The sequence below is a fragment of the Streptomyces smyrnaeus genome, from assembly GCF_017676345.1.
Lineage (GTDB): Bacteria > Actinomycetota > Actinomycetes > Streptomycetales > Streptomycetaceae > Streptomyces > Streptomyces smyrnaeus.
Window position 1 is genome coordinate 18,582 of record NZ_JAFFZM010000007.1, and the last position, 23,939, is coordinate 42,520.

A 23,939-nucleotide genomic window follows, 5' to 3' on the forward strand; every position below is an offset into this window, starting at 1 on the left:
CGGGTATCGGGCGTGGACGGCCCAGGTGCGGCTCGGCCGGGTCCTGGTCGGCCGGGTGTGGTCGAGTGCGCGGTCCTGGGGAATGCAGGAGGCCAGGCAGTGTCGCCCTGCCCCGGAGTTCAGGGCGCGGTGCGGAGATAGTGCTCAGCGATCTCGTCGCTGGTGGTCAGCCATACCCCCGGGTGCTCGGCGAGGTAGGACAGCGCCTGGTCGAGGTACCCGGCGCGGAAGGCCTGGCCGATGACGAAGGGGTGCAGCGCCAAAGCCATGACCCGTCCGCCGGCGGCGGAGTCGGCGTACAGTCGGTCGAACTGGTCGGTGACCACACGCACGAAGTCCGGCCCGGACATCCCCTGCATCATGAACATGCCGAGATCATTGAGCTCCACCGAGTACGGCACGCTGAGCATCCCCGGCACATTCAGGCGGAAGGGCTGGTCGTCGCACGTCCAGTCCAGGACGTAGCTCAGCCCGAGATCGGCGAGCAGCGACGGGGTGTGCAGTGTCTCGGTCAAAGCCGGGCCCAGCCAGCCGCGCGGACGGCGGCCGGTGGCCTGTTCGATGGTCTCGACGACCTCGGTCAGGTACCGGAGCTCGTCCTGCTCGGACATGTCGGCCTGGAGGGTGGAGTTGTCGCGGCCGTGCGCCAGCCACGCCCAGTCCCGGTCCCGGCCGGCCTTGATGATGTGCGGGTACTGGTGGCAGACGGCCGAGTTGAGCAGCACGCTGGGACGGATGCCGTGCCGATCGAGGATCTCGATGATCCGCCAGATGCCCACCCGCGGGCCGTAGTCGCGCCAGCCGTGGTTGAGCGGATCGGGCAGCAGACCCGCGGTCGCCTCGTTCAGACTGGTGGACGCCACACCGAGTTGGAAGTGCTCGACGTTCAGCCCGATGTAGAAGGCCACACGTGCGCCGCCGGGCCAGCGGATCGGCTCCCGCTCGGCAATGGGACTGTAGTCGTACAGCATGTTGTCCATCGGATGCATACCTTCCGTACACAGGTTGACGGTGACCGCACCGCGCCATCCGGCGCGGACGGCAGGACTGAAGCGCTCACCCAGAGCCGCGTCGGCGACACGCGCCGCGCAGCCCTTGAAGGCCGGCTGCACGCCTGCTCCTCAACATCACCTACAAGGGCTCCATCACTCTCACCCAGGCCCGGACCTGGAACAATGGCGTTCCGAGGAAGAGCGGATTAGCTGAACTAATGAACGGGGGGGCATGGAGCGGCACGAGATCGAAGTCTTCTTGACCTTGGCGGAGGAGTTGCATTTCGGCCGCACCGCCGATCGCCTCGGCCTGACCCAGGGCCGGGTGAGCCAGACCGTCAAGAAGCTGGAGCGCCGCTTCGGCGCCGACCTGTTCGAGCGCACCAGTCGCCGCGTCGCCCTGACCCGGCTCGGCAAGCAACTGCGCGACGGTATTGAACCGCCCTACCAGCGCATCCAGGAGGAGATCGCCGCGGTCGCCGCAGCCGGCCGCGGTGTCACCGGCACGTTGCGCGTCGGTTTCTCCGGCGCGTTCACCGGACACCTGCTGCAGCACATCACCGAGCAATACGCGCGGCGCCACCCCGGTGTGGAGGTCCGCCTTCAGCAGATCCAGCTGTTCGATCCGTTCGGCCCGCTGCGAGCGGGCCAGGTCGATGTCCAGGTGACGGAGCGGCCGGTGAACGAACCCGACCTGACCCTCGGTCCGGTGCTGGTCCGCGAACCGCGGGCCCTGCTCGTGGCAAACGCCCATCCGTTCGCCCTGCGTGAGTCGGTGAGCATCGAGGACTGGGCCGATTGCAGGCTGCTGTCGGTGGGAGGGGCGAGCGCCCCGCAGTACTGGCTCGAGCACCTGTTTCCGACCCGGACACCGTCCGGACGGCCCATCCCCCGGGGGCCGGCCGTTCTGTACTGGGAGGACGCCATGACTGTGATCCGCGCCAACCAGGCCGTCTGCCCGCTCTCGCTGGCCGCGTCGCGGTACTACACCCACACCGGCCTGGCCTACCTCCCGGTGCCGGATGCACCACCGCTGGAGTACGGCCTGGTGTGGCAGACGGCCCGTTCGACCAAGCTCGCACTGGCGTTCATCCAGGCTGCCGAGGCCGCGGTGAACGCCAGGGGCGGACCGGATCGAGCCCTGGCCACTCTGCACGACAGCACCCGCGAGACCACATGAGGGCAATCAGGCCCATGCCGATACGCGGATTACGAAGTGAGACCCCGACCCTGGCCATGTATCCGACGAGCGTTGGGGTTCCGGCCGTCGGCGCAGGCGGCCGAGTAACGGCTGACGGAGTGGAGGGCAACGCAGGTATGCCCGGTTGAGCTGGTCGAGGACCGGCAGCGGGAGGCCCCTGCTCGTCAGTGCCGCGTCGAGCCGAAGAAGGACAGGCTGCCCTGACGCTCCTGCGCCTGGACACGGAAACCATCCCCCTGTGTGGAGCGTACCGACGCCAACCTCGCGGCACCTCACCCGCAGGACATGGACCACTCCCCCACTGATCACACCGTTGAGGACGGACGAGCTGCCGCCGGTTGCCCAGTAATCCCACGTCGCCGCAATTGACGGCACCGAGAGGCTGCACGCGTTGACCCGTACCACGTACACCGGCGTGCTCGATGCCGCTGAAACCTGTTCTCCGGCAGACCTGTTTCCACCAGGGGCTTCACGCAGCCTGATGTCACATCAGGCCGGGCGCGAGACTGCTCTACTGATCGGTCACCTGCGAGCCGCAGCATCCTTCTGTCCTGCGGTGCGTTCTCCAGTAGTCAGGAAGATCCCGGACCTGTCGGACGGGCGGCACGAGCCAATACTCTGAGCCCCGTTCGCACTATCTGGGAGAGTCATGACAAGTAGGTTCACCGAGTTGGCCGTTGACTGCCACGATCCGGAGAGGCTCGCGGCCTTCTGGTGCGAAGTCCTGGACTTCAAAGTGATCGACCGGAGCGAGAGCAAGGTCGAGATCGGCTCCTGGGTGCCGACCGTCGAGGATGTCCGGGCCCGCCAAATGCCACCCACCCTGCTGTTCGTCCAGGTGCCCGAGGGCAAGATCGTGAAGAATCGGCTCCACCTCGACGTCAGCCCGATCGATGGCAGCACCGACGACGAGGTGGCCAGACTGATCGGCCTCGGCGCCACCAAGACGGACGTGGGCCAAGGCTCAGACCGAAACTGGGTGGTCATGGCCGACCCCGAGGGCAACGAGTTCGACGTCCTACGCACCCTGGCACCGCAGAACTAGTACTCCAGTGCTGAGCTGGTTCTTCTTCGGTAGTGGCAGCGGCGGGCGAGGGCTTGGTGTCGTCAGCGCCAGAGGGACCGGTTCAGGGCGCGGGTGACTGGTCCGTGGTGGGGTGTGGGTCGGGGCAGCAGAGCGTCCAGGAGTCTGCGGGCTTCTGCCACGGTGAAGCGGATGGTGCTGGTGGGGTCGTTTCTGCTGGCCCCCTTTCGGTGGTCCGGACTGCGATGGTGGTCAGGAACGCGTAGGCGAGCATGGCCAGGGTGATATGCCGGTGCCAGCCCGGATAGCGACGGACTTCATACTGGTCGAGGCCGCATTTGTTCTTTGCGGCCTGGCATGCTTCCTCGATCGCCCACCGCGAGCCGGCGACCCGGACCAGGTCAGCGGCCCTCGTGCCGTTGGGCGCATAGGCAAGGTAGTAGGCGATCTCGACGGGGACGGACACGCTGCGGCGGGCCAGTACCCATCCTGATGGGTGGGCCGGTCGCCGTCGAAGGCACCGATCGCCGGCAGGCGTGCGGCGGCCCAGTCGTAGAGGCGCGGGCCTTTGGCACCGTCTCCGCAGGAACGTCGTTGGCGCTTCCCCTTTGGTTGCGAACCCGCGACTGTCAGGAACTCTCGCCGCTCGGCACCGGTCCTCGTCCGCGGTCCAGGACTGGGACAGATACAGTTCCCGGTCCACCAGCGCTCTGCCCCTTGACGTGGCGTAGGCGGCGAAGACTCCGATCTGGCAGTTCTCCGTGCGACCGGCCGTGCCGGAGTACTGCCGCTGCACGCCGGCGGATGTGATGCCCTTCTTGAGGAAGCCGGTGCCGTCCACGATCAGGACCCCGCCCGGGGGGCCAAGTCCCGCTCGGCGACGTCCTGCTGCACGTCGTCCCGGACCGCGTCAGCGAGCCAGGCCGCACCGTTCAAAAGATGCTCGAAGTCGGCCGGGCCACGGTGACCTGCATACTCGGTGAGCTGCCAGCCGTTCTTCCGCTCCACCGGAGCCAGTAGACCATGACCAGCCAGCACTACGAATCCGACCAGCTCAAGCAACGATTTCTGACTGGAGTACTAGGGCGTTTCGTTTGGATCATCGGGCGGTGCGTAACATCGCTCGTCGGAGCCAGGGGAGGCGCAAGGCATGGGAATGTTCAGCAAGGACCACACTGAGCAGCGGGTACCTTCGCCCGCGTTGGTTGACGAGGCGAAGGCCAATCCAGGGGGTTGGGTGTACGAGATCGACAGAGGCATGGTCGATGATCCCTGTGGGGCTGTGCCCCCTGAGGCCATCATCGGGGCTTGGAAGGTAGATGCAAGCGGGAAGCTCTCTGGCGACTATCAGGCGAATCCGAACTACCGGCCTCGGGCGACAGGGCAGTAGTCCGTTTCGAACGAAGCGGCTCGGATGTTTCGTTTCAATCAGCGGCTCGTTGGTCCAGGCGTGCCGTTGACTGATGTGCAGTGGGCCCGGATTGAGCCGTTGCTCCCGGACCGGACGCCGAAGCGGGGTGGCCGCTGGAGGGACCACCGGGAGATGATCGATGCGATCGCCTTCAAGTTCCACAGCGGAACCCAGTGGGTGCACCTGCCGGAGAAGTACGGCAACTGGCGGGGCGTCTACAACCGGCTGCGGATGTGGGCCATCGACGGCACCTGGGAGCGGGTGTTCACCGCGCTGGTCGCGCAGGCCGATGCGGATGAAGACCTGGAATGGGCCGTCTCGGTGGACTCCACGATCGTGCGCGCCCACCAGCACGCCGCCGGGGCCCGCAAAAAGGGGCTCCGGCAGGCGAGCCAGCCAACCACGCCATCGGACGCTCCCGCGGCGGTCTGACAACGAAGATCCACCTCGCCGCCGACAGCGCCTGCCGGCCGCTGGCATTCGTCCTGACCGCAGGTCAGGCCTGTGACGCACCCGCCTTCACAGCCGTGATGGACCGCCTGCGCGTTCCCCGGCCCCGGGGACGCCCCCGCACCAGGCCGGACGTCGTCCTGGCCGACAAGGCGTATTCCTCACGCGCGATCCGCGGGCATCTGCGCACACGCGGTATCCGGGCCGTGATTCCCATCCCGGCGGACCAGCAGCGTCACCGCTTGCGCCGGGGCAGTCATGGCGGCCGACCACCCGCCTTCGACCGTGAAGTCTACAAACAGCGCAATACCGTCGAGCGATGTATCAACCGCCTCAAGCAATGGCGAGGCATCGCCACCCGCTACGAGAAGACCGCGACCATCTACCTGGCCGCACTCCACATCACAGGCATCTTCATCTGGTCCGCCCGGTGATCTAAACGAAACCGCCTAGGAGTCAGTGCAGTTCGGCGCTGGCCTTGCGGTCGGTCACCGAGACGAGGTGGTGGAGCGCGGTCTCCGAGGGTGAGCCCGGTTCGGCGACCAGGAGTTCCATTTCGCTCAGGTCGGCGTCGCCGGGCAGCAGGACCGTCTCGCCGCTGAGTTCGAGGCGGCCCACGACCGGGTGTGTGAAGGCGTAGTCGCGGCTGCTCCACAGGGCCACGCTCTGCTCGCCCCACAGCCGCTGGAAGTCGGCGCTGGTGTCCCGCATCGCTTCGACGTGGGCTGCGAGGGCGGAGTCGCCCGGGCTGCGGGCCAGGAGCACCCGCAGATACGACACGTGTGCCCGGGAGAAGCCCGGCCAGCCGTCACCGAGCATCTGCCGGAACTCCTGGTTGCAGAACACCTGGTGCGACCAGGTGCGCTGCTCGGGCGGTGAAGAGGCGAGATCGACCAGGGCGGCGGCGGGGCGGTTCCACGCGACGATGTCCGTGTGGTGGCCGAGGACGAACACCGGATGGTGGGTCATGGAGTCCAGCAACCGCTGGAGCCCGGGCCGGAGGCGGACCGGGCTCTGCCGTTTTGGTGTCTGCGGTGGGTGGGCGAGCCGGTGGAGGTAGAGCCGCTCGTCCTCGTCGAGCCGCAAGGCCCCGGCGATGGCGTCGAGGACGGTGGGGGACACATTGTCTGTCTTTCCCTGTTCGAGCCGCGTGTAGTGGGCGACGCTGACGCCGGCGTACAGGGCGAGTTCCTCGCGCCGCAGCCCGGGGACGCGCCGCTGCCCCTGGTACCGGGGCAGTCCGACGTCCTCGGGCCGCAGCCGCGCACGCCGCGATTTCAAAAACTCGCTCAACTCGCCCCGTACGTCCATGCGCAGGGACTTTAGCAACCGGACGTGGCCCGCCGGTGGAGAGCACGGTTGTCCCGTGCCATGTGGGCTCCCCCGCGCCCCGCGCACACTGCCCGCTCAGTCGGTGCTGTGCAGCTGTGCCGGGCCGCGGGCGGGCACCGGCTGGGGGCGGTTGTCGCGCGCGGTGATCCGGGGCCGAGGCCGTGGCAGCTTCAGCGCGACCGGGACGGCCAGCAGCATGACGGCGCCCAGGGTGAGGACGGCGGTGCGCATGCCCTCGGCGGAGGCGGCACGCAGGGCTGTTCCGCTCAGGCCCGTGAGGTCGTGGTTGGCGACGGCGACGAGCAGCGCGAGCCCGGCCGCCGTGCCGACCTGCAGTGCGGTGGAGGCCACCCCGGAGGCGAGGCCCTGCTCGTGCTCGGCCACCCCGGTACCGGCGGCGTTCCACATCGCTGTGTAGGTGGCGCCCATGCCCAGGCCGACGACGATGACCCCGGCCAGCGTGGTCAGTGCCGATCCGTCGACGCGCAGGCCGGGGGCGAGGAGTCCGGCGCCCGCGGCGTTGACGACGATGCCGGTCAGCAGCGTGCCACGGGTGCCCAGGCGCTGGATCAGCCGCTCGCTGAGGAAGCTGCCTGCCGTGATGGACAGGGTCGAGGCGAGGAAGGCCAGGCCGGTCTCCAAGGCGCTGAAGCCGAGCACGTCCTGGTAGTAGAGGGTCAGGAAGTACGGGACGGCGTTCATCGTCAGTCCGAAGACCAGGATGACGACGACGGCACCGCTGAGCGACCGGTTGTGGAAGAGCTGCAGTGGCATCAGCGGGTTCCGGCCGCGGGCCTGGATGCGGACGAAGACGGCCAGCAGGAGGACCGCGAGCGCGGCGGCGGCCAGCACCTCGGTCTGCGTCCAGCCGGTCTCGGAGCCGTGCGCGACCGCGTAGATGAGCAGGGTGACGCCGCCGGTGCCGGTCAGCGTGCCGGGGACGTCGATGCTGCCCCGGGTGACGCGGCCGTCGGCGGACAGCAGCGCGAAGGCACCGACGACTCCCGCCAAGGCCAGTGGGACGTTGACGTAGAAAACGGCCTGCCAGCCCAGCGTCTGGGTGAGGACTCCGCCGGCCAGTGACCCTGCGGTGAGTCCTCCGGCACCGGCCATGGCCCAGATGGTGAGCGCGCGATTGCGTTGGGGGCCCTCGGCGAAGGTGGTGTTGACCAGGGCCAGCACCGCTGGGAACAGGACCGCTCCGGCCAGGCCCTGCAGGCCGCGGGCGGCGAGCAGTACGCCCGGTGTGGTGGCGAGGCCGCCCAGCAGGGAGGCGACACCGTACAGCGCCATACCGAGTACGAACATCCGTCTGCGCCCAAAAAGATCGCAGAGCCGTCCGCCGAGGAGTAGGAAGCCGCCGTAGAGGACGGCGTACGCGGTGACCACCCACTGCAGGGTGTGCGCGGTGAAGCCGACGTCGGCGGCGATGTCGGGCAGCGCCACGTAGATGATGGTGAAGTCGAGACTGATGATCAGGTGGCCGAGCGCCAGCAGCGCCAGGCTCCACCCCGGCCGCCGACCGCCGGGGTGAGGTGAGGGCTGTGGGGAGAGCATGGGTGTGCCGTTTCCTTCGTCGGGTGGGTGCGCTCACGTGTGCGGGCGGTGTCCGCCTCACGCCGCGCTCTGCGGAGGGAGCAGTTCGAACAGGCTGGAGAAGCCCTGGTCGCCGTGGCCGTCCGCGATGCGGCGGTCCATCAGCCTTTTGACCTCCCGCATCCGGACGGCTTCCACGCCCATGGACTCGCGGTGGCCGATCAGGTCGTCCATCAGTGCCGCCTGGACGTCGAGCGAGCCGAGGTCCGGCCCGTACCTACCGGTCTCGACCGCTTGGGCCATCGAGCCCAGTAGCGCCGGAAAGACGGCCAGGGAGGCGCCGAACCGCTCGGTGAACCCGGCCAGGTCGACGCCTTCTTCGCGGAGCAGCCGCAGGGTGTGCAGGTAGCCGATGAGCAGCTCGTAGGAGGTGGCGAGACCTGGGCCATGAACTCCACGGCGGCGGCGCCGGGTTCCTCGCCGTGGTAGGTGACGGTGCCCAGCTCGCGGAGGGTCGTCTCGTGGGCGGCGAAGGCGGTGTCGGAGCCGCTGAACGGGAAGAGGATGTCCGGGGTGCCCACGTAGGGCGGGTCTCCCATGATCTTGCCGTCGAGGTATCCGGCGGCGCCGTGTTCGCGGGCCCAGCGTTCGTTGGCGCGAGCCTGGGAGGGGGAGCCGCTGGTGAGGTTGACCAGCGTGCGGCCGCTGACCGCGGTGCCGACGGAGGCCAGCACCTCCTCGACCGCCGCGCTGTCGAGGAGCGCGACCACTACGAGTGGGCTTGCCGCGACAGCCTCAGCGGCTGTCGGGGCCGCCGTGGCTCCGGCGTCAGCCAGCGGGGCGGTCTTGGCGGCGGTGCGGTTCCAGACGGTGGTGGGGTGACCGTGGTCCAGGAATGTCCTGGCGATCGCCGAGCCCATGGCGCCGAGGCCGAGCACGGTGACCGGGCCCGCTTCAGCGGCCGGGCGGGTGGTGGTGTCCGATGCGATGGTCATGGGGATCCTCCTGGATCAAGGCGAAGAAACAGACGTAGAAGTTGCCGTGGCGGGGCAGCGGAAGAACTCGGCACCCTTGCTCGGCGCGCCGATGCCGGCGAGTGCGGCCCCGTCGAAGTGACCTTCACGGGGTCGGCGGGCCGAAGAGGGGATGGCGGGGCTGTTGGCCGGTCAGGCTGTGGTGGTCAGGCCGCGGAGCAGGGCGGCGGCGGTCTCGACGGCGCGGCGGGCCTGGAATTCGACGGCGGCGAGGTTGGCCTCGGCCACGTTGTCGGGATTGTTGTCGGAGATGCTGCTGGCGCCGTAGGGGTTGCCGTTGGCCGGGTCGAGCTGGACGGGGTCGGCGAAGCCGGGCGGGACGATGATCGAGCCCCAGTGGTAGAAGGTGTTGTTGAGCGCCAGCAGCGTGCTCTCCTGACCGCCGTGGCAGGCGGAGGTGGAGGTGAACGAGGAGACGACCTTGTTCACCAGCTTGCCCTCCGCCCACAGGCCGCCGGTGGTGTCGATGAACTGCTTGAGCTGCGCAGCGGGCAGCCCGAAGCGGGTCGGGGTACCGAAGAGGATGAGGTCGGCCCACTCCACGTCGGCCACGCTCGCCTCAGGGACCTCGACAGTGGCGGAAGCGTGCCGGGCCCAGTCGGGGTTGCTCTCGACGGCCGCAGCGGGGGCCAGTTCGGCGGCCCGCCGCAGGCGCACCTCCTCGGCGCCCGCCTTCTCGGCGGCCTGTGCGGCGGCCTTGCCATGCTGTGAACGTTGCCGGTGGAGGAGTAGTAGATGACGGCCACATTGGTCATGACAAGTACTCTCCTTGTGCAGTGAAGGGCGGGAAGGGAAGAAGGGGAATGGAAGGAGGGGCTCAGACGAAGAAGCTGTCGTGGCGCACGAAGAACTCCGCGCGCTCTTCCTCGCTGAGCCCGGCCAGCTCGGTGACGCCCTCGAAGTACTCCTCACGGGGCGCGCCCGGGGCGAAGAGCATCAGCATGGAGGCGGGTTCGCCGGACTCGTTGCGGAAGGCGTGCAGCCCGCCCACGGGTACGTACAGGTAGTCGCCCGCGGTGGCGTCCACCCAGCGCCGACCGTCGAAAAGCCGCATGGTGCCGGACAGGATGAAGAACGACTCCGACATCGCCTTGTGGAAGTGCGTGCTCGGCCCGCTCGTCTCCGGTCCCATGTCCACGCGGTACAGGCCGTACTCGCCGCCGGTCGAGACGGTGGTGGACAAGTAGTGGTACGCGGTGCCGGTCGCGTTGGCCGGGGCGTGGGGACGCGGCTTGGCGACGAAGTCGGGCGCGGTGGTCGCGGGCCGGAAGGCGGCGCTGACCTCGCCGTGCTCACTGCAGTAGCGAGGGTCGGGATAGGACACGGGGACTCCTTTCGGGAGACGCTGCGCCGACCGGGCCGGCGACTGCGAACAGCTTCCGGCCGGCTGTGGTGGCCAGCCAGTCCCGAGGGCTGCGTACTCAACTCCTGAGCACCCTGAGCCGCTGCTGGCCCGCACGGCGCTCGTCGGCTGAAGACCTCGCCAGCAGCGCCAACGCCGTGACCTGGAACGACGCCGATTCGCTGAAGTAGCGTGCCGTGCGGCTAGACGATCGGAACAGACGAGGGTGTATGGAGCGGCAGGAGTTGGAGACATTGCGTTCCTAGCACTGGCCGAGGAACTGCACTGACGTACTGCCCGCCGCCTCGGGCTGTCAGCCGGGCGGGTCAGCCAGGTCATCCACACACTGGAGCGCCGGGTCGGAGTGCCACTGGTCGATGATCGTCATTTTTGTGCCACCGAAGTTTGAGGGGTGGGGGTGCTGATCGTCATGGGTGGCAGTGGGGGGACTCGCTGGTGCATCCGCGGATCCTGGCCTTGGAGCGTTTGACCTGGGGTTCTTGGAGGGGTTGCTCTCAGGCTCGTAACAGCCCGACCAATCCGAGCGGGCAGGCGGGTTCTATGATCCGCGCATGTCGAACATCTGGGGACGGGCTGTCCTACTGGCGGTGCTGACAGGAGTCACCGGCTTGGGCATCGCGCGGCTCCTGGTCGTGGAATGCGTGCGAGTGCCTGCTGGAGGGGGCAGCCGGTGCGGCGCGTTCGTCCATGCGTACGACTACCTGGCCATCGTCGCGTTTATCGGCGGTTGGGCTTGCGTCCAAGTCCTTCTTCGGAGCAAGCACTACCGGGCCGACTGGCGTCCTGCCCTGGGCGTGACCGCCGGCGCGCTCATCAGCGCGGGCGTCATCATGGCGGTCGCCCCCTCGGCCGCCGCAGGAGTGATGCTCGTTCTCGGACTCGTCGCACCGCAGTTGGCTCGTCGGTACGGGCGCGAACCACAGCCTGAGAACCATCGCCGCCGAATGGAGCCAAGCAACGAGTAGCCGGGCACCAACTGCCGCACGCGAGCCAATACCCCGGACTCCCGTCTCCTTCGTGATGCCAGCCGCCCGCCAATAGAGACACGGCCTGAAAGAGCGTTTCATCCCGGCAGGGTTGATTGGTGGCGTTTCGCGAGCCGACCCGGTACGGGACGGGACCTTTGGGGCAGACGTGTCTGGCGGGAGGTGTGGGATTCGCCATGATCGACCTCATAAGCCGCAGACTCACCCGGGACTCCACCCCAAACTGGCGCGACACATGACGCACAACCTGGCCGCGCGCCGCGTCACTTCTGCGTGTTGGTGCTTTCGTGGGCGGCAGTCGCGTCCAGTACATGTGGAACGACCACAATCTGTACGTCGTCCTCGTAGATGACCCGCCCCGGGTCTGCGGAACGCAGAGCCCGACAGTCGACGCCGTGCGCGGACAGGATCTCCAGATAACCGGAGACCCGAGCGAGGAGTTGAGTGGCTGACGGCTTGAACCATGCCGCCGCGCCAGGGTTGACCTCGTCGTCGTAGACGTGGGGGTCAACGGTCGAGGGGTCGGTGTACGCGGCGTCGTACCAACTGTTGTTGCAGCGGCGGAAGTTCTCCTGCTCGTCCGAGAGCTTTCCCTCCCTCGCCAGATTATTGACGAGCCCGAAAACGCCGGTGAAGTGGCCTCGGCTGTTCCGGTGAGGCGATTGGAACCGTACGTACTGGACGGCCTCACTGTCGCTATCGATCACGCCCATCAGCACATCTTGCCACTGTCCCTCTCATGGTCCAATAGCGTCCCGCATTGAGAGCATACGCACGAATGGGAATGAAACGCTCTTTCAAGCGATCAGGTCGGCATCGGCGGTGATCTCGGCACCGTTGAACGTGGCCCGCTGTGGCAGTCAGCAGGCTGCATGCGGGCGCGAAAGTCGTCACGGGGGCCGTATGCGGCCTTGTAGAGCTAGGCCGTGTTCTAGGTTCGGTTTTCTGTGCACGCCCTGCATGCTGATGATCAAGGTGTGGGGCGAGGGGATCTTTCTGATGAGCAGTGGTCGGTGCTGGAGTCGTTGCTGCCTGCGGTGGGCACAAGTCGCAGGTGGCCTGGCTGTCGGCGCCTGGTAGACGGTGCGGTGGCGGGTTCGGAACGGAGTTCCATGGCGGGACCTGCCGTTCGAGTACGGACCGTGGCAGACGGTGTATGGACTGTTCCGGGGATGGCAGCGTCGGGGTGTGTGGGTCCGGCTGCTGACGTTGTTGCAGGCGAGGGCTGATGCGGCCGGGCTGATCTTCTGGGAGGTCAATGTCGACTCCACCATCTGCCGGGCACACCAGCATGCTGCCGATGCCCGCCGGCGCGGTGCTGTGCAGAAGGAACCCGCCGGGCGGAGTGAGCGCCGAACCTGAAGACCATGGACTGGTCAGGTCGCGAGGCGGGTTCACCACGAAGATTCATCTGGCGTGTGAGCAGGGACAGAAGCCGTTGTCGCTGCTGATCACCGCCGGGCAGCGCGGTGACAGTCCTCAGTTCGAGCCGGTCCTGAACGCGATCGGGGTGCCCCGGCCTGGTGTCGGCCGGCCGAGAAGCGGCCCGCTGCGGTTGCGAGGCGATAAGGCGCACTCTTCACGCGCGAATCGCGCCTACCTGCGCAGTCGTGCGTCAGGTGCACGATTCCTGAGCCGGTCGATCAGGTCCGCAACCGCAGGCGCCGCGGACGTGGCGGTGGCCGTCCGCCCTTCTTCGACCGCGAGGACTACAAGGCCCGGTACGCGGTCGAATGCGGGATCAACCGTCTCAAGCAGCACCGGGCCGTGGCGACCCGGTTCGACAAACTTGCGATTCGGTTCGAGGCGACGGTTCAGGTCGCGGCGATTCATCAGTGGCTGTGAACCCTCAGCCTGCCGTCTTGCGGATGCCCCAGCAGGAAAGGACGGCCCTGCGCTCATTACGGAGGAAGGGCGCATTTCCTGGCATTGGCGCGGGGCGGTGCGGATGGGGTTGCACCTTCCGTAGCGGCATGTGGTCCGGTGGACTTACGTCCCGATCCCTTTGAGGAAAGATCCCTGCTCATGCATTCGTCCTTCATGCCACCTCGCCAGGTCAAGATCGGTGACGCGGCGGCCTTCGCCGGCACCACGCCGCGGGCGATCCGTCATTACCACGAGATCGGCCTGCTCCCCGAGCCTGAGCGGGGCGGCGATGACCGCCGCCGCTACGGCTACGAAGACATGATCCGGCTGCTGTGGATTCGCAAGATGACCGACGCCGGGATCGCCCTGGACGACATCCGTGACGCCTTTACCACCGGCACGGCTTCCGCCGGTGCGGACAGCGGAGACGGTATCGCGGGCATCCTGGAGCGGTTGGAGGAAACCCTCGCCGAGCAGGAAGCAGAAGCGCGGCGGCAGCGGACCGCCGTGCAGCGGATGCGCACCGAAGGCAGCCGGATGGGTCTGCTCTCCGACTTCGTCACCGAACGCCTCAAGAGCCTGCCCGAGGGCTCCCTGCGTCAGGCGGACCTGGACAGCCTGCTGGTCACTGAGCGGATCTTCGGCCCGCTCGGCGCGGCCGTCCAGGCCACCCGCTTCGTCGTCCTGGCCACGCACCCCGCTCTGCGGGAGGACTCCGACCGCATCGATGACGCCGAGGAGGCACTCGATGACAGCGTCGCCGTCGATGATCCGCGCGTGGCCCAGGTGGCCGCCGAACGGCACGCCTTCGAAAGCGCCCTGCACGCCGCCATCGAGAAGTCCGGTCTGGAAAAGGACGACGATGCCCTCTTCGATGCCTGGGACGCTTTGCACCCTGCTCCCGCCCAAGAGGGCGAGGACGAGGCCGACCTCAGCTCCGGCGGGCGGGAGACTGACTCCATGAGCGTGTTCGAAGCCATCGGCAAGATGCCCTACGACTTCTCCCCAGCCCGCCTGCGCTGTATGGAACTGGCCGTGGAACTCTCCGCCCAAGACTCACCCGCTACCTAAAACACACCCTAGGCGGCGACATCGGCCACCATGTACGGGTCCGGCAGGGACAGGAGGCGGTCGAGGGTGAACGCGTCGGGGTCTTCGCGGGCGGTGTCGGCCAGGGGTGTGAAGGCGAACCCAATGGGAGTGCGGGCGCATACCTGGTACCAGGCCGCGGCGATCAGGAGCCGGGCGAAATCTTCCTCTTCCTCGTGCGTGCGGTCGCAGGGCATCGAGCGGTTGTCGAGCTGACGCCGGTGGACGGTCTCGGTGAGACGGGCAGCCGGCTGGTGTGCGACGGTGCGCATCGCCGGACCGGCGGGGCCGGGCCAGTGGCCGGCCTGAGCCATGCCGATCAGCGTGGCGCTATCGAGGGCGATGCGGTGGTAAAGGCGAGGCGCAGGCGCTGGTCGACCGCCGTCCCGACGGTGCCGACCTCGGTGCCGACTCCGGGCGGCGGCAGGAGAACCTGGTCGGTGGCGTGCTGGGCGCGGAAGCTCTCGCGTAACGGCTTCGGCCCAGCGCCCAGTTCACGGTCCAGGAAGCGGCGCAGTGGAGTACGAGGACAGTGGAGTCCAGACGTCAAGCTCATCCAGGTCACCAACGTCAAGCGGGCGCCTGCGGCGCGGCGGATCGGTCACCGCAGGACGCTAGACAGCCGCAAGCATCTGGTCCCGCCGGAGACGGACTCACTCGTCGAGCTGAACGAGCGTCTGGCTGCGATCGACGCGGCCGAGGATGCCCAGCACATCCACAGCCGTGCGACCTCGATCGGCTTCGATTTCGAGCAGGAACGGCTCTTGCTGGGGCCGCTTCCCCAGGACGGGTACGATACGGGAATCGATCTGACGCTGGTGGTCCACCGCAACGGGCCGATCACGGTCATGCAGTGCTACTGCTCGGCGCCGGGCCCGGTTCAGCGGCACGAAAGTGCGGGCGAAGCTGAAATCGAACGAGGTGCTCATCAATGACGGCTGCATCGTTGTCGCCGGGCACCCGCGACTGATCCACCGCTACACCTACCACGACATCCTCGACCACTACCCCGTGGACCTGCTGCTCAAGCCCGGCACTTTCGCCGGCGCCGCGGCGCTGACCCAGGAACGGGCCGAGGGCGGCTGCACCAAGACGCAAGCGTTCTGGGCCGCGGCCAAGGCCGAAGTCGGCCCGGTGGAAGGCACCCGGATGCTGATTCGAGGTGCTGTACTGCCTGCCGCCCGCCGCCGTCATCGCAGGCGTGACCGGAGTGTTGACGGCTCGTCGACCCACCAGCGTTCTTCTTCGATGGGCTGCGGGATGTCCTCCCACAGCCAGGACTGACGCAGGAGGTTCCGCGCCCGGCGCGCCAGCAATACCCGAGGGGCGTAGTTCCAGTGGGAGGAAGCGGCGGGTGCGGTCAGAAATCGTTGGAACCGGATGATGCTCGGCCTGGTGGCCTGCTGCAGTGAGTTGACCGTCTGCTCGACATAGCGCTCACGGGTGCGGTTCAGTTCCGACGCCGCCTGGGAGACAGGGAAGAGCTGAGCGTACAGCCGCAGGGTGTTGAAGGAGCCCTCGCGCACGTCCTGCTCGTAGCTGCGGAGGTCGTCCGAGATCTCTGCGAGCACCTGCATGCCTTCTACCAGCTGCATGAAGTCCTCGCTGACCGGCCTGCCGAGCAGCTTACAGGCGACGCGGAGGACGATGCGAAGGTCGGCGGATCGGAGGCGCAGCAGTGCAGCCACCTCCGCGGGCGACGGGCGCCCCGTGGGAGTCATGACCCGGCTCTCCCTCTCGAAGAAGAGGGCAAGGTCATCCAAAGCGCCCCTGGTCTCCTGGTCGAGTACCCCGTGCAAACTCAGGACGCACTCGACGCCTTGGCGCCAGTGAGTTTCCAATTCAGAGGATGTGCGCTGCCCCTCTTCGATTGTGAGATCGCCCCGGTATGTCATTGCGAGCAGATGTTGGAGGATGGGTTGGATTGCGCCGTACTCTGCCGGTGAACAGTCCAGCAGGGCGTGCAGTCGCGGTTCCGAACGCAACACCCTGCTGACCTTGAGGCAGTGCAGGTATGTAATGGAAGTGCTGGTCAAGTCCGTTGTAACCGCTTGGGGCAACCGGCTCACCAGCTGACGGTTGAGTTCTCGATAGCTCTCTGCCTGCTGCGTTGTGCGCTTCACTGCCATACGCAGGTTCTCCCGTCACTCTGCGCGCGATTTCAGTGGCGTTCCCAGTGAATGAGCGTCCCGCCGAATGACGCACTGAATGGAATTTTAGGTGCCCTGCCCCGGGAAAGGGACACTCGATTGAGCGGTTTGCAACTGTGCGAAGGCTCCATCAGCACCGACCTGGTCGCCATCGAGCCCCGCGAAGCCCTGGAAGGTGCCCAGGACGACCAGGCCCACGACGTCCCCGAACCCGCTGGGCAGCCAGAGGAAAACGACCCCTTCAGCCGCGAGGCCGTGACGGTGGCAGGACAAGGGGCGAAGGTGATCTCGCTGCATGCCCGGCGCCTGCCGGCCGACTCCCGCCCGCGCCTGCCTGACATGACCAAGTACGACCGGCTGCCGCGGCTTCCTGTACGGGCGGGCGTGGACGCACGCCGAGGGGCCTGTGGCGCTGTTCAACCACGCGGTGATGTGGCTGCGGAAGAACCGGGTGCTGCTGCCAGGCGTCTCGGTGCTGGCCCGGCAGGTGCCGGAGGCCCGTACAGCGGCCGAGCGGCGCCTGTACAAGGCGGTGGCCAGGGCGACGGTCCGGACAGGTGCGGCGCTCGCGCCGGCCTTGGCGGAGCTGCTGGTGGTGCCGGAGGGCAGGCGGGTCCCGGAGCTGGAGCGGCTGCGTGCACCTCCGGTGAAGTCGACGGGCACGGCGATGGAGCGGGTGGAGGAGATCTCCGCGTTCGCGCTGGGGCGGGTGAATGTGTCGCGGGTGCCGATGAACCGGCTGTCGGCGCTGGTCCGGTACGGGCAGCTGAGCAAGGAGCAGACGATCGAGCGGGCACCGGAGCCGCGGCGGACCGCGCTGCTGACGGCTGTGGTGCGCCAGCTGGAGGCGCAGGCGGTCGACGACGCGCTGGATCGGTTCGCGGTGCTGATGGCGAACCGGCTGATCAGCCCGGCCTGGCGGGCGTCGGACCGGGAGCGTTTGGCGATGCTGCCGCAGAGGGAGAAGGCGGCCCGGATCCTGGCGAAGGCGTCGAAGATCCTCATCGAGGAGCTGGACATGGTCGCCGAGCACGAGGCGAACCTGGACGTCGCCGCACTGTGGGCGGCGGTCGAGGAGGCCGTGCCGCGTACGGCGGTGGCCGGGTGGTCGCGACCGTCGAGACTCTGGTGCCCGAGGACGACGGCTCGGCCGAAGCCGCGATGCGCGAGAAGCTGGCCCTGCGCTACAACACCGTGCGCCCGTTCCTGTCCCTGCTCGGCTAATCAGACGGGCTGGGCGGCGCCCCGGCCGGGCGGCGCATCCTCAAGGCGGTGCGACGCCTGCCCGCGCTCTCCCGGCGCCTGGCCAAGCACCGGCCGCTGCTGCCCCGCGAGGTCGACGCCGAGCTGGTCCCGGCGATGTGGAAACGCGCGGTGTTCTACAACACCAAGCTGCCGCAGGGCGCGGTCGACCGCGCCGCGTACGTGGTGTGCGTCCGGGAGCAGCTGCACGGCGCCCTGAACCGGCGCGACGTGTTCGCCGCCCCGTCCAACCGGTGGGCGGACCCGCGCGCGAGACTGGACGGGCCGCAGTGGGAGGCGCTGTGCGCGGACTTGCTCGCGGGCCTGTCCCTGACCGAGGACGCCGGGGAGCACCTGGCCCAGCTCGCCCGGGGCCTGGACGCGGCATGGCGGCAGATGGCCGACCGCCTGGAGGAGGCCGGTACCGACGCGCAGGTGGAGATCGTCGTCCCCGAGGGCGGTGGACGCGCGCCCGCCTGTCGGCGGACAAGCTCGGCGCGGTCGGCGAGCCGGAGTCGCTGACCTGGCTCGAGGCCACCACGCAGGCGACGCTCCCGAGGATCGACCTGCCGGACCTGCTGTTCGAGGTCCACTCCTGGACTGGCTTCCTCGACGCCTTCGGTCATGTCTCCGAACGGCGCACCCGCATGGAGGGCCTGCTCGTCTCCCTGGTCGCGCTGCTGGTGGCGGAGAGCTGCAACATCGGCCTGGCCCCGGTCATCGACCCGGAGAACAAGGCGCTGACCCGCGCGCGGCTGTCCCACGTTGACCGGAACTACCTGCGCGCCGACACCATCACTGGGGCGAACGCCGCGCTCATCACTGCCCAGTCCCGCATCGAGCCGGCCCAGATGTGGGGCGGCGGGCTGCTCGCGTCCGCCGACGGCCTGCGCTTCGTCGTTCCCGTCAAGAGCATCAACACCGGCCCCTCACCCAAGTACTACGGATACAAACGCGGCGTGACCTGGCTGAATGCAGTCAATGACCAGGTCGCGGGGATCGGCGCGATGGTCGTAGGCGGCACACCGCGCGACAGCCTCTAAACGCTGGACACGCTGCTGAACCTCGACGGCGGGGTGAAGCCGGAGATGGTCGCGGCCGAACATGCTTCGCGTCGCCGGGTCGCTCATCACCAACCAGGTCCGGGCCTGCGACCTGCTCCGGCTGTTCGGCCGCGAGGGCCACCCGGCACCGCTCGGCGCCGCCTTCGCCGAGTACGGGCGGATCGACAAGACCATGCACCTGCTCGCGCTGGTCGACCCGGTCGACGACACCTACCGCCGGCTGATGAACCGGCAGCTGACCGCGCAGGAGTCCCGCCACCGTCCGACCCGCGCGATCTGCCATGGCGGCCGGGGCAGATCCGCCAGGCGTACCGCGATGGCCAGGAGGACCAGCTCGCCGCCCTCGGACTGGTCCTCAACGCCGTGGTCCTGTGGAACACCCGATACCTCGACGCCGCCGTCACCCAGCTCCGCGCCGAGGGCCACGACGTCAAGAAGGACGTCGCCCGACTCTCCCCGCTCAAGGACCGGCACATCAACCATTTGGGCCGCTTCCTGTTCAAATCAAGGCCAGCGGCCCCGGCCAGGGCCTGCGCCCCTTGCGGGACTTGGACGCCGTCGAAAGACGACGCGGACTGACGGCCGGTATTCCTCAAGCTCTGTCGAAACCCGTCAGGGCTGTCAGGGCTGAATGTTCTCCAGGTCCTCAAGGAGGCTGGGGTGCGTCGGCTGCCACCTGAGGGCGTTGCGGGTGTGGGTGCTGGACGCCGACTGGTCCATGGCGAAGATCGGGCCGAACGGGCCGAAGGTCTCCTCCGACACCGCCTCGACCGGCAGACCCAGCCGGCGGCCGACGACCGTAGCGATGTCACGCACCGCGTCACCCTCGTCGGCGACGGCATGCCAGGCCGTCCCCGCCGGCGCGGACTCAAGGGCCAGGCGGAACAAGACCGCTGCGTCGAGCGCGTGCACAGCCGGCCAGCGCTGGGTGCCGTCGCCCGGATAGCCGGCCACCCCGGTGCGGCGCGCCGTGTCGGCCAGCAGGCCGGCGAATCCCCCCTTGCCCTCGTTGTGGACCGTGCGCGGCATACGGACAGCCGTGCTGCGCACACCGCGCGAGGCGAGGTCCAGCAGCGCGTTGACCGAACGGCCCCGACCGCCCACCGGTCCGTCGGTCGGCAGCGGATCGGCCTCGGTGGAGGCCCGCCCCGGCACCCAGGGCGTGCCGGAGACCGTGACGATCGGGCGGTCGCTTCCGATGAGTTCCTGCCCCAGCACGGTGAGAGCGGCGCTCTCCTCGGCGATGGCCTGCGTGAGTGCGTCCGGACTGCTGTAGTCGCGTCCGAACGCCAGACTGATCACGCCGTCGCACTGCGCTGCGCCTGACCGCAGGACGTCGAGGTCCGCGATCTCTCCTCGCAGCACCTTGGCACCAGCGTTCTCGAGGGTCTGCGCGGAGCCGTCCGAGCGAGCCAGTGCGAGAACGGTGTGGCCGTTGCCGAGCAGTTCGGCGACGACGGCGGAGCCGATGGTACCGGTACCGCCGGTGACGAAGACATGCATGAGCTCTCCCTGAAAGTGATGGGACTATTGTCCCGTCACTGACCATACACCGGTGACGGGACAGGTGTCCCATCACCTATCCTGACCTCATGGCTAGATGGCAACCAGGAGCGCAGCAGCGACTCGTCGTCGCGGCCGTCGACCTGTTCACCGAGCAGGGGTACGACGCCACCACCGTGACGCAGATCGCCGAGCGCGCCGGCGTCACCAAGAGCACCTTCTTCCGGCACTTCTCCGACAAACGCGAGATACTGGTCGCCGGCCAGGAGACGCTCAGCAGGCTGCTCGCCGACGGCATCGCAGAGGCGCCTGCGAGCGCCAGCCCGCTCCAGGCGGTAGCAGCCGGTCTCGAACGTGCATCGAGCGCCATGGGGGCGACGAACCGCGAACTCGGCCCCCGCCTCAAAGCAGCCGTGGCAGCCAGCACCGAACTTCAGGAGCGCGACGCCCTCAAGAGCGTCGGTCTCGCAGCCGCCATGACAGCCGCGCTCATCGCCCGCGGCGTCCCCGACCCGACCGCGCACCTCGCGGCCGAGCTGGGAGTCCTCGCGTTCAAACGGGGATACGCCCAGTGGTCCGAAAGTGATCGTGACGACACAGAAGGGCTCGCGCCACACGCACTGGCGGCCCTGGAAGACCTGCGCGCGGCAACTGCATCGCTGGGCTGATCCATGCCGCTCGGCTGTCGGCGCCACGGGCACTGTGGCCCCCGTCGACTGCCTCCGAGACGCCCCGCCCTTCCTGGCAGACCTCCAGGCCGATCGCTGACAGGTGACCTACTGCGCAGACAGTCACCCAGGACCCGCGTGAGCACCCCGAGAGCCGGTCACACCAGCCCTTTGACCTGTGATTTCAAGTTGGCGGAGGCTCCCTGCAGTGCTCCCCGCGCATGCGGGGGTGGCCCCCGGAGGCGGCCGGTCGACTCTCGCCTCTGCGAGTCGAGTCGGACCTGGCAACCGTGCAGGCACGAGCAGCAGCGGCTGAACGATCCGATGATGGAATGCGCTGGCCTGTCGGGGTGAAGGCCGGGAGACTCAGGTGCTGTGGACATGGGGATCTCGAGTTTCAAACCGTCCTTCCTGACGGGGATCGGGGCGATTCAGCGGGCGCACGGATCGCGCCTGGCGGCGCTCACTGGCAGGCAGCTGACGGGGTTCGCCGTGGTGCGCTTTGCCGAGGACGGAGAATGGTTCGCTGATTGCCCGGTGGTGCTGGATTTCAACGGCGTCCAGGTAGCGGTCTGTCATACGAAGTTCGATGAACTCTCGATCGGCTGGGACACGATCGACACCCGCGCGGCTGTCGCCGGGTGGGAGTGGTTCGAGTTCACGCCGCAGTGGTCTTCCAGCGATGAACGCCTTGAGCCGTTCATCGGCCAGGACCTGTGCGAGGTCGCACTCCTCGAGTGGCGGCCACCGGGCCGTGGCCCAGCTGCCGGAACGGTGACGTTGGAGTTCGCCTTCGCTGAGGGCTGTCTGCGGATCGCCAACGGCCTCGATGAGAACCGCATCGAGACCGGTGCCACCCAGCCGCCCCAGCCGGGATGCATCCGGCACAGGCCAGGCTGCTGAGCGCCCCACTGTTCCATCAGTGTCCGGCTGATCTCGATGACAGGCAGCTGACGTACACACCGGGCAACAGTTCAGCTGCCTGCCGTTGGGCGGGTACGGAGCCAAGGCGGCTCCACGCCTCTCCGCCGCTCGCGCAATCGTCGCGCGACTCAGCCCTTCGTCTCCTTCAGCGTGCAGCCGCGGTGCGCCGCGGAACGTTTCGCGAAAGCTTTGAGCGCGGACCGCTGATAGACGGTCTCGGCGCGGGAGAGCCTGTCGGAAAGCTCCGACTCCGGGACTCGGCGGATGATGGTGAAGAAGGCCGGTCCGCCCTCGCCCGGGCAGGAGACAATGCACCAGTATCCGCCCCGGGACAATTCGCCGGCCGACCCCCTTCCGGGAGGCGGGTCCGGTGCCGAGGTGGGATTCCCGCTCGAACGCCGGCCGCTCTCTGGCGTACGTGCCGTAGTAAGCCTTCAGCCGGTAGCGGGCGGGCCAGGGCCGCCACCGCGTCGAGGTGGCGCACCGCCATGGACGGCTCCCCCAGGTCGTCGAAGAGCGCGTCATGGTCCAGGGCCAGCCAGGCCAGGGGGCTCCAGCCGGTCGGGGTCCACATCGGTGGGGCATGCCGCAACCCGGGCGCGGTTTTGGTGAGGTAGGCGCGCGCCAGGTCGGCCGCCCGCCACATCGCCTCGGCCGGCAACGGATTGATCCCGACTGGAATCTCACGGCCCGGTAAACCTTCATGATCATGCCGAACCCGCGGCGGCACGAGGCGTTGATCGACGCCGGTGTCCATCTCGCCCCGGAGCCCTTCGGCGTGCAGACCGCTATCCGTCGAACGTTGTGAACGGCCAGCACGATGCGGGCCCCGGGTTCGAAACGGTCCAGGTGCCACAGGGCCGACTCGGCCGTGTAGATGTCGCGGGCCGAGGTGTCGGCGAACAGGTTCGGCAACGAGCCGACCTCGGCGGCCCCCCGATCACCACGTTTTCCACACGCGCGTGAGCCACCTCGATCAGCTCATCACCGAACCACGCCGCTCGCCGCGCAAACCCGCAGCTCATGGCCGGCCTCAACACCACCGAAGGCCGACACTCGTAACCCGAAGCCGCCCAAGTGAACCGTCCACGGCTGCCGGGACTGCCGCGCTCAGCTCCGCAGGGCCTTGCCTGCCTGTTCGCAGGCCGCCAGAGCGTTCACAAGTGCGCAACCGTTCAACATGTTCACGCTTCTCTCGTCCTCCAAGGGTGGTGCCCCCGGGAGGCCGTGCGCTGCGGTGGAGGAGGCAACGGCCGCATGACCCGGACCGCGGAAGGCAGGAGGTGCGCCGTGTCCCACTACGTGTTCGACAACAGTGCGGAGGAGACCGGCAGCCGCTTCAACGCCCTTGAGGCGACTTATGATCCTGCCTCCCGCGCTGCCCTGGCCAGAACGGGAGTTGGCGCCGGCTGGACGTGCCTGGAGATCGGTGGTGGGGGAGGTTCTCTCGGGCGCTGGCTGGCCGAGACGGTGGGCCCGACCGGACAGGTGAGCGTCACCGACGTCGAACCGCAGTGGATGGACTCTCGTGAACAGCCGGAGAATGTGCAGCTGCTGCAGCACGACATCGCCCACGACTCTCTCCCGGAACGCGAGTTCGATCTCATTCATGCCCGTCTGGTGCTGGTGCATGTGCCCGAGCGTCGCCAGGTACTCCCCCGTCTTGTGCAGGCACTGCGCCCGGGAGGCTGGCTCGTTCTGGAGGAGTTCGACTGCGGGTGGATTCCGGTACTGACCGCTCCCAGCTCCGCCGCGACGGACCTGTTCACGCGGGTGCACGCCGGACTCATGCGCCTCATGGAGTCGGCCGGAGGCGATCCGCTGTGGGGACGCAAGGTCGTCCAGGCGATGGCGGACGCCGGGCTGGAACAGATGAGCACCACCGTCTTTGCGCAGGCGTGGTCCGGTCAGAGCGCCGGTATCGACCTGCACCGGGCCAACACCGAGCAGCTGAGGGACGAACTGCTCGCCGGCGGCCTGAGCGAGCAGGAGCTCTGCGCCTTCTGGGACCTGCTGCAGAACCCCGCCTTCGCGGTCACCTCCTATCCCTTGCTGAGCGCAGCCGGAAAGCGAGCCGCGGCCTGAGGTGCCCCATCCCTTTCAT

At 68.2% G+C, this 23,939-nt stretch carries 20 protein-coding genes and 6 pseudogenes; 12 read left to right on the forward strand and 14 right to left on the reverse strand.

The features are described 5' to 3' along the window. Positions 1-119: 119 nt before the first annotated feature. Positions 120-1,112 (reverse strand): polysaccharide deacetylase family protein, encoded by a 993-nt coding sequence (locus tag JW613_RS13140; protein ID WP_307865879.1) that lies wholly within the window; start codon positions 1,110-1,112, stop codon positions 120-122. A gap of 112 nt (positions 1,113-1,224) precedes the next feature. Between JW613_RS13140 and JW613_RS13145 the strand changes: the two genes are divergently transcribed. Both JW613_RS13145 and JW613_RS13150 read left to right on the forward strand, forming a co-directional pair. Further along, on the forward strand, positions 1,225-2,172 hold the full coding sequence (locus tag JW613_RS13145; RefSeq protein WP_209210988.1) for a LysR family transcriptional regulator: 948 nt from the start codon (positions 1,225-1,227) through the stop codon (positions 2,170-2,172). Positions 2,173-2,842: 670 nt separating this feature from the next. After that, positions 2,843-3,238, forward strand: a complete 396-nt coding sequence (locus tag JW613_RS13150) for a VOC family protein (protein WP_209210989.1) — start codon at positions 2,843-2,845, stop codon at positions 3,236-3,238. 82 nt (positions 3,239-3,320) lie between these two features. On the opposite strand, the pseudogene JW613_RS13155 reads toward JW613_RS13150, so the two are convergent. Next, positions 3,321-4,240, reverse strand: a pseudogene (locus tag JW613_RS13155) (IS701 family transposase); the annotation flags it as partial. 391 nt (positions 4,241-4,631) lie between these two features. On the opposite strand from JW613_RS13155, the gene JW613_RS13160 reads away from it, so the two are divergent. Next, a protein-coding gene (locus JW613_RS13160; protein WP_372447940.1) for an IS5 family transposase occupies positions 4,632-5,512 on the forward strand; the annotation gives its coding sequence in 2 pieces (ribosomal slippage) (positions 4,632-5,010 and positions 5,010-5,512; 882 coding nt in all). Between the two features lie 22 nt (positions 5,513-5,534). On the opposite strand, the gene JW613_RS13165 is transcribed toward JW613_RS13160, so the two are convergent. From JW613_RS13165 to JW613_RS13190, 6 genes and pseudogenes are all read right to left on the reverse strand, one after another. Continuing rightward, positions 5,535-6,389, reverse strand: coding sequence for a helix-turn-helix domain-containing protein (locus JW613_RS13165; RefSeq protein WP_209210990.1), 855 nt, complete (start codon positions 6,387-6,389; stop codon positions 5,535-5,537). A 96-nt stretch (positions 6,390-6,485) separates the two neighbouring features. After that, a complete protein-coding gene (locus JW613_RS13170; protein WP_209210991.1) occupies positions 6,486-7,967 on the reverse strand; it encodes an MFS transporter in 1,482 nt (493 codons plus the stop codon). A gap of 57 nt (positions 7,968-8,024) precedes the next feature. Continuing rightward, positions 8,025-8,366 (reverse strand): imine reductase family protein, encoded by a 342-nt coding sequence (locus JW613_RS36770; RefSeq protein ID WP_372447943.1) that lies wholly within the window; start codon positions 8,364-8,366, stop codon positions 8,025-8,027. Positions 8,367-8,443: 77 nt separating this feature from the next. Then, positions 8,444-8,941 (reverse strand): annotated as a pseudogene (locus JW613_RS13180) (NAD(P)-binding domain-containing protein); the annotation flags it as partial. A 171-nt stretch (positions 8,942-9,112) separates the two neighbouring features. Beyond that, positions 9,113-9,735, reverse strand: a pseudogene (gene wrbA / locus JW613_RS13185) (NAD(P)H:quinone oxidoreductase). 62 nt (positions 9,736-9,797) lie between these two features. Next, entirely contained in the window at positions 9,798-10,304 is a 507-nt protein-coding gene (locus JW613_RS13190; RefSeq protein ID WP_209210994.1) for a cupin domain-containing protein, read from the reverse strand. 319 nt (positions 10,305-10,623) lie between these two features. On the opposite strand from JW613_RS13190, the pseudogene JW613_RS36775 reads away from it, so the two are divergent. Together JW613_RS36775 and JW613_RS13200 are read left to right on the forward strand one after the other, a co-directional pair. Further along, a pseudogene (locus JW613_RS36775) lies at positions 10,624-10,731 on the forward strand (helix-turn-helix domain-containing protein); the annotation flags it as partial. A 163-nt stretch (positions 10,732-10,894) separates the two neighbouring features. Next, the gene (locus JW613_RS13200) at positions 10,895-11,308 is read left to right on the forward strand and encodes a hypothetical protein (protein WP_209210995.1); all 414 of its coding nucleotides are present in this window, start codon (positions 10,895-10,897) and stop codon (positions 11,306-11,308) included. A 284-nt stretch (positions 11,309-11,592) separates the two neighbouring features. On the opposite strand, the gene JW613_RS13205 is transcribed toward JW613_RS13200, so the two are convergent. After that, complete coding sequence (locus JW613_RS13205) at positions 11,593-12,042, reverse strand: hypothetical protein (protein WP_209210996.1); 450 nt, start codon at positions 12,040-12,042, stop codon at positions 11,593-11,595. A gap of 264 nt (positions 12,043-12,306) precedes the next feature. On the opposite strand from JW613_RS13205, the pseudogene JW613_RS13210 reads away from it, so the two are divergent. Both JW613_RS13210 and JW613_RS13215 read left to right on the forward strand, forming a co-directional pair. Then, a pseudogene (locus tag JW613_RS13210) lies at positions 12,307-13,171 on the forward strand (IS5 family transposase); the annotation flags it as partial. Positions 13,172-13,354: 183 nt separating this feature from the next. Next, complete coding sequence (locus JW613_RS13215) at positions 13,355-14,266, forward strand: MerR family transcriptional regulator (protein WP_209211225.1); 912 nt, start codon at positions 13,355-13,357, stop codon at positions 14,264-14,266. Positions 14,267-14,274: 8 nt separating this feature from the next. Here the strand turns inward: JW613_RS13215 and JW613_RS13220 are convergent, their stop codons facing one another. The 3 genes from JW613_RS13220 to JW613_RS13230 form a co-directional block, all read right to left on the reverse strand. Beyond that, positions 14,275-14,598: a hypothetical protein gene (locus JW613_RS13220; RefSeq protein WP_209210997.1), complete on the reverse strand. Its 324-nt coding sequence runs from the start codon at positions 14,596-14,598 to the stop codon at positions 14,275-14,277. A gap of 5 nt (positions 14,599-14,603) precedes the next feature. Continuing rightward, on the reverse strand, positions 14,604-14,840 hold the full coding sequence (locus JW613_RS13225) for a hypothetical protein (RefSeq protein ID WP_209210998.1): 237 nt from the start codon (positions 14,838-14,840) through the stop codon (positions 14,604-14,606). Between the two features lie 97 nt (positions 14,841-14,937). Continuing rightward, positions 14,938-15,213, reverse strand: a complete 276-nt coding sequence (locus JW613_RS13230; RefSeq protein ID WP_209210999.1) for a hypothetical protein — start codon at positions 15,211-15,213, stop codon at positions 14,938-14,940. On the opposite strand from JW613_RS13230, the gene JW613_RS13235 reads away from it, so the two are divergent. After that, positions 15,179-15,568 carry a hypothetical protein gene (locus JW613_RS13235; protein ID WP_209211000.1) on the forward strand — a complete coding sequence of 130 codons (390 nt, stop codon included), beginning with the start codon at positions 15,179-15,181 and terminating at the stop codon, positions 15,566-15,568. The two genes, JW613_RS13230 and JW613_RS13235, sit on opposite strands and share 35 nt — an antisense overlap. Here JW613_RS13235 and JW613_RS13240 read toward each other — a convergent pair. Next, positions 15,475-16,413 carry a hypothetical protein gene (locus JW613_RS13240; RefSeq protein WP_209211001.1) on the reverse strand — a complete coding sequence of 313 codons (939 nt, stop codon included), beginning with the start codon at positions 16,411-16,413 and terminating at the stop codon, positions 15,475-15,477. The two genes, JW613_RS13235 and JW613_RS13240, sit on opposite strands and share 94 nt — an antisense overlap. Before the next feature lie 382 nt (positions 16,414-16,795). On the opposite strand from JW613_RS13240, the pseudogene JW613_RS36780 reads away from it, so the two are divergent. After that, a pseudogene (locus JW613_RS36780) lies at positions 16,796-19,303 on the forward strand (Tn3 family transposase); the annotation flags it as partial. Positions 19,304-19,361: 58 nt separating this feature from the next. Here the strand turns inward: JW613_RS36780 and JW613_RS13260 are convergent. Beyond that, the gene (locus tag JW613_RS13260) at positions 19,362-20,243 is read right to left on the reverse strand and encodes an SDR family oxidoreductase (RefSeq protein ID WP_209211005.1); all 882 of its coding nucleotides are present in this window, start codon (positions 20,241-20,243) and stop codon (positions 19,362-19,364) included. 89 nt (positions 20,244-20,332) lie between these two features. Here JW613_RS13260 and JW613_RS13265 point away from each other — a divergent pair, with 89 nt between their 5' ends. The 3 genes from JW613_RS13265 (at position 20,333) to JW613_RS13275 (ending at position 23,920) form a co-directional block, all read left to right on the forward strand. After that, positions 20,333-20,911 carry a TetR/AcrR family transcriptional regulator gene (locus tag JW613_RS13265; protein ID WP_209211006.1) on the forward strand — a complete coding sequence of 193 codons (579 nt, stop codon included), beginning with the start codon at positions 20,333-20,335 and terminating at the stop codon, positions 20,909-20,911. 381 nt (positions 20,912-21,292) lie between these two features. Then, on the forward strand, positions 21,293-21,814 hold the full coding sequence (locus JW613_RS13270) for a hypothetical protein (RefSeq protein WP_245225567.1): 522 nt from the start codon (positions 21,293-21,295) through the stop codon (positions 21,812-21,814). Between the two features lie 1,311 nt (positions 21,815-23,125). Next, positions 23,126-23,920 (forward strand): class I SAM-dependent methyltransferase, encoded by a 795-nt coding sequence (locus JW613_RS13275; RefSeq protein WP_209211008.1) that lies wholly within the window; start codon positions 23,126-23,128, stop codon positions 23,918-23,920. The last annotated feature ends 19 nt before the right edge of the window (positions 23,921-23,939 follow it).

Bases quoted from the DNA above. Each gene is read 5' to 3' on its own strand.
- JW613_RS13145 (WP_209210988.1), top strand. From the start codon at position 1,225: ATGGAGCGGCACGAGATCGAAGTCTTCTTGACCTTGGCGGAGGAGTTG.
- JW613_RS13150 (WP_209210989.1), top strand. From the start codon at position 2,843: ATGACAAGTAGGTTCACCGAGTTGGCCGTTGACTGCCACGATCCGGAG.
- JW613_RS13165 (WP_209210990.1), bottom strand. From the start codon at position 6,389: ATGGACGTACGGGGCGAGTTGAGCGAGTTTTTGAAATCGCGGCGTGCG.
- JW613_RS13170 (WP_209210991.1), bottom strand. From the start codon at position 7,967: ATGCTCTCCCCACAGCCCTCACCTCACCCCGGCGGTCGGCGGCCGGGG.
- JW613_RS13200 (WP_209210995.1), top strand. From the start codon at position 10,895: ATGTCGAACATCTGGGGACGGGCTGTCCTACTGGCGGTGCTGACAGGA.
- JW613_RS13205 (WP_209210996.1), bottom strand. From the start codon at position 12,042: ATGGGCGTGATCGATAGCGACAGTGAGGCCGTCCAGTACGTACGGTTC.
- JW613_RS13215 (WP_209211225.1), top strand. From the start codon at position 13,355: ATGCATTCGTCCTTCATGCCACCTCGCCAGGTCAAGATCGGTGACGCG.
- JW613_RS13220 (WP_209210997.1), bottom strand. From the start codon at position 14,598: ATGGCTCAGGCCGGCCACTGGCCCGGCCCCGCCGGTCCGGCGATGCGC.
- JW613_RS13225 (WP_209210998.1), bottom strand. From the start codon at position 14,840: ATGAGCTTGACGTCTGGACTCCACTGTCCTCGTACTCCACTGCGCCGC.
- JW613_RS13230 (WP_209210999.1), bottom strand. From the start codon at position 15,213: ATGAGCACCTCGTTCGATTTCAGCTTCGCCCGCACTTTCGTGCCGCTG.
- JW613_RS13240 (WP_209211001.1), bottom strand. From the start codon at position 16,413: ATGGCAGTGAAGCGCACAACGCAGCAGGCAGAGAGCTATCGAGAACTC.
- JW613_RS13260 (WP_209211005.1), bottom strand. From the start codon at position 20,243: ATGCATGTCTTCGTCACCGGCGGTACCGGTACCATCGGCTCCGCCGTC.
- JW613_RS13265 (WP_209211006.1), top strand. From the start codon at position 20,333: ATGGCTAGATGGCAACCAGGAGCGCAGCAGCGACTCGTCGTCGCGGCC.
- JW613_RS13270 (WP_245225567.1), top strand. From the start codon at position 21,293: ATGGGGATCTCGAGTTTCAAACCGTCCTTCCTGACGGGGATCGGGGCG.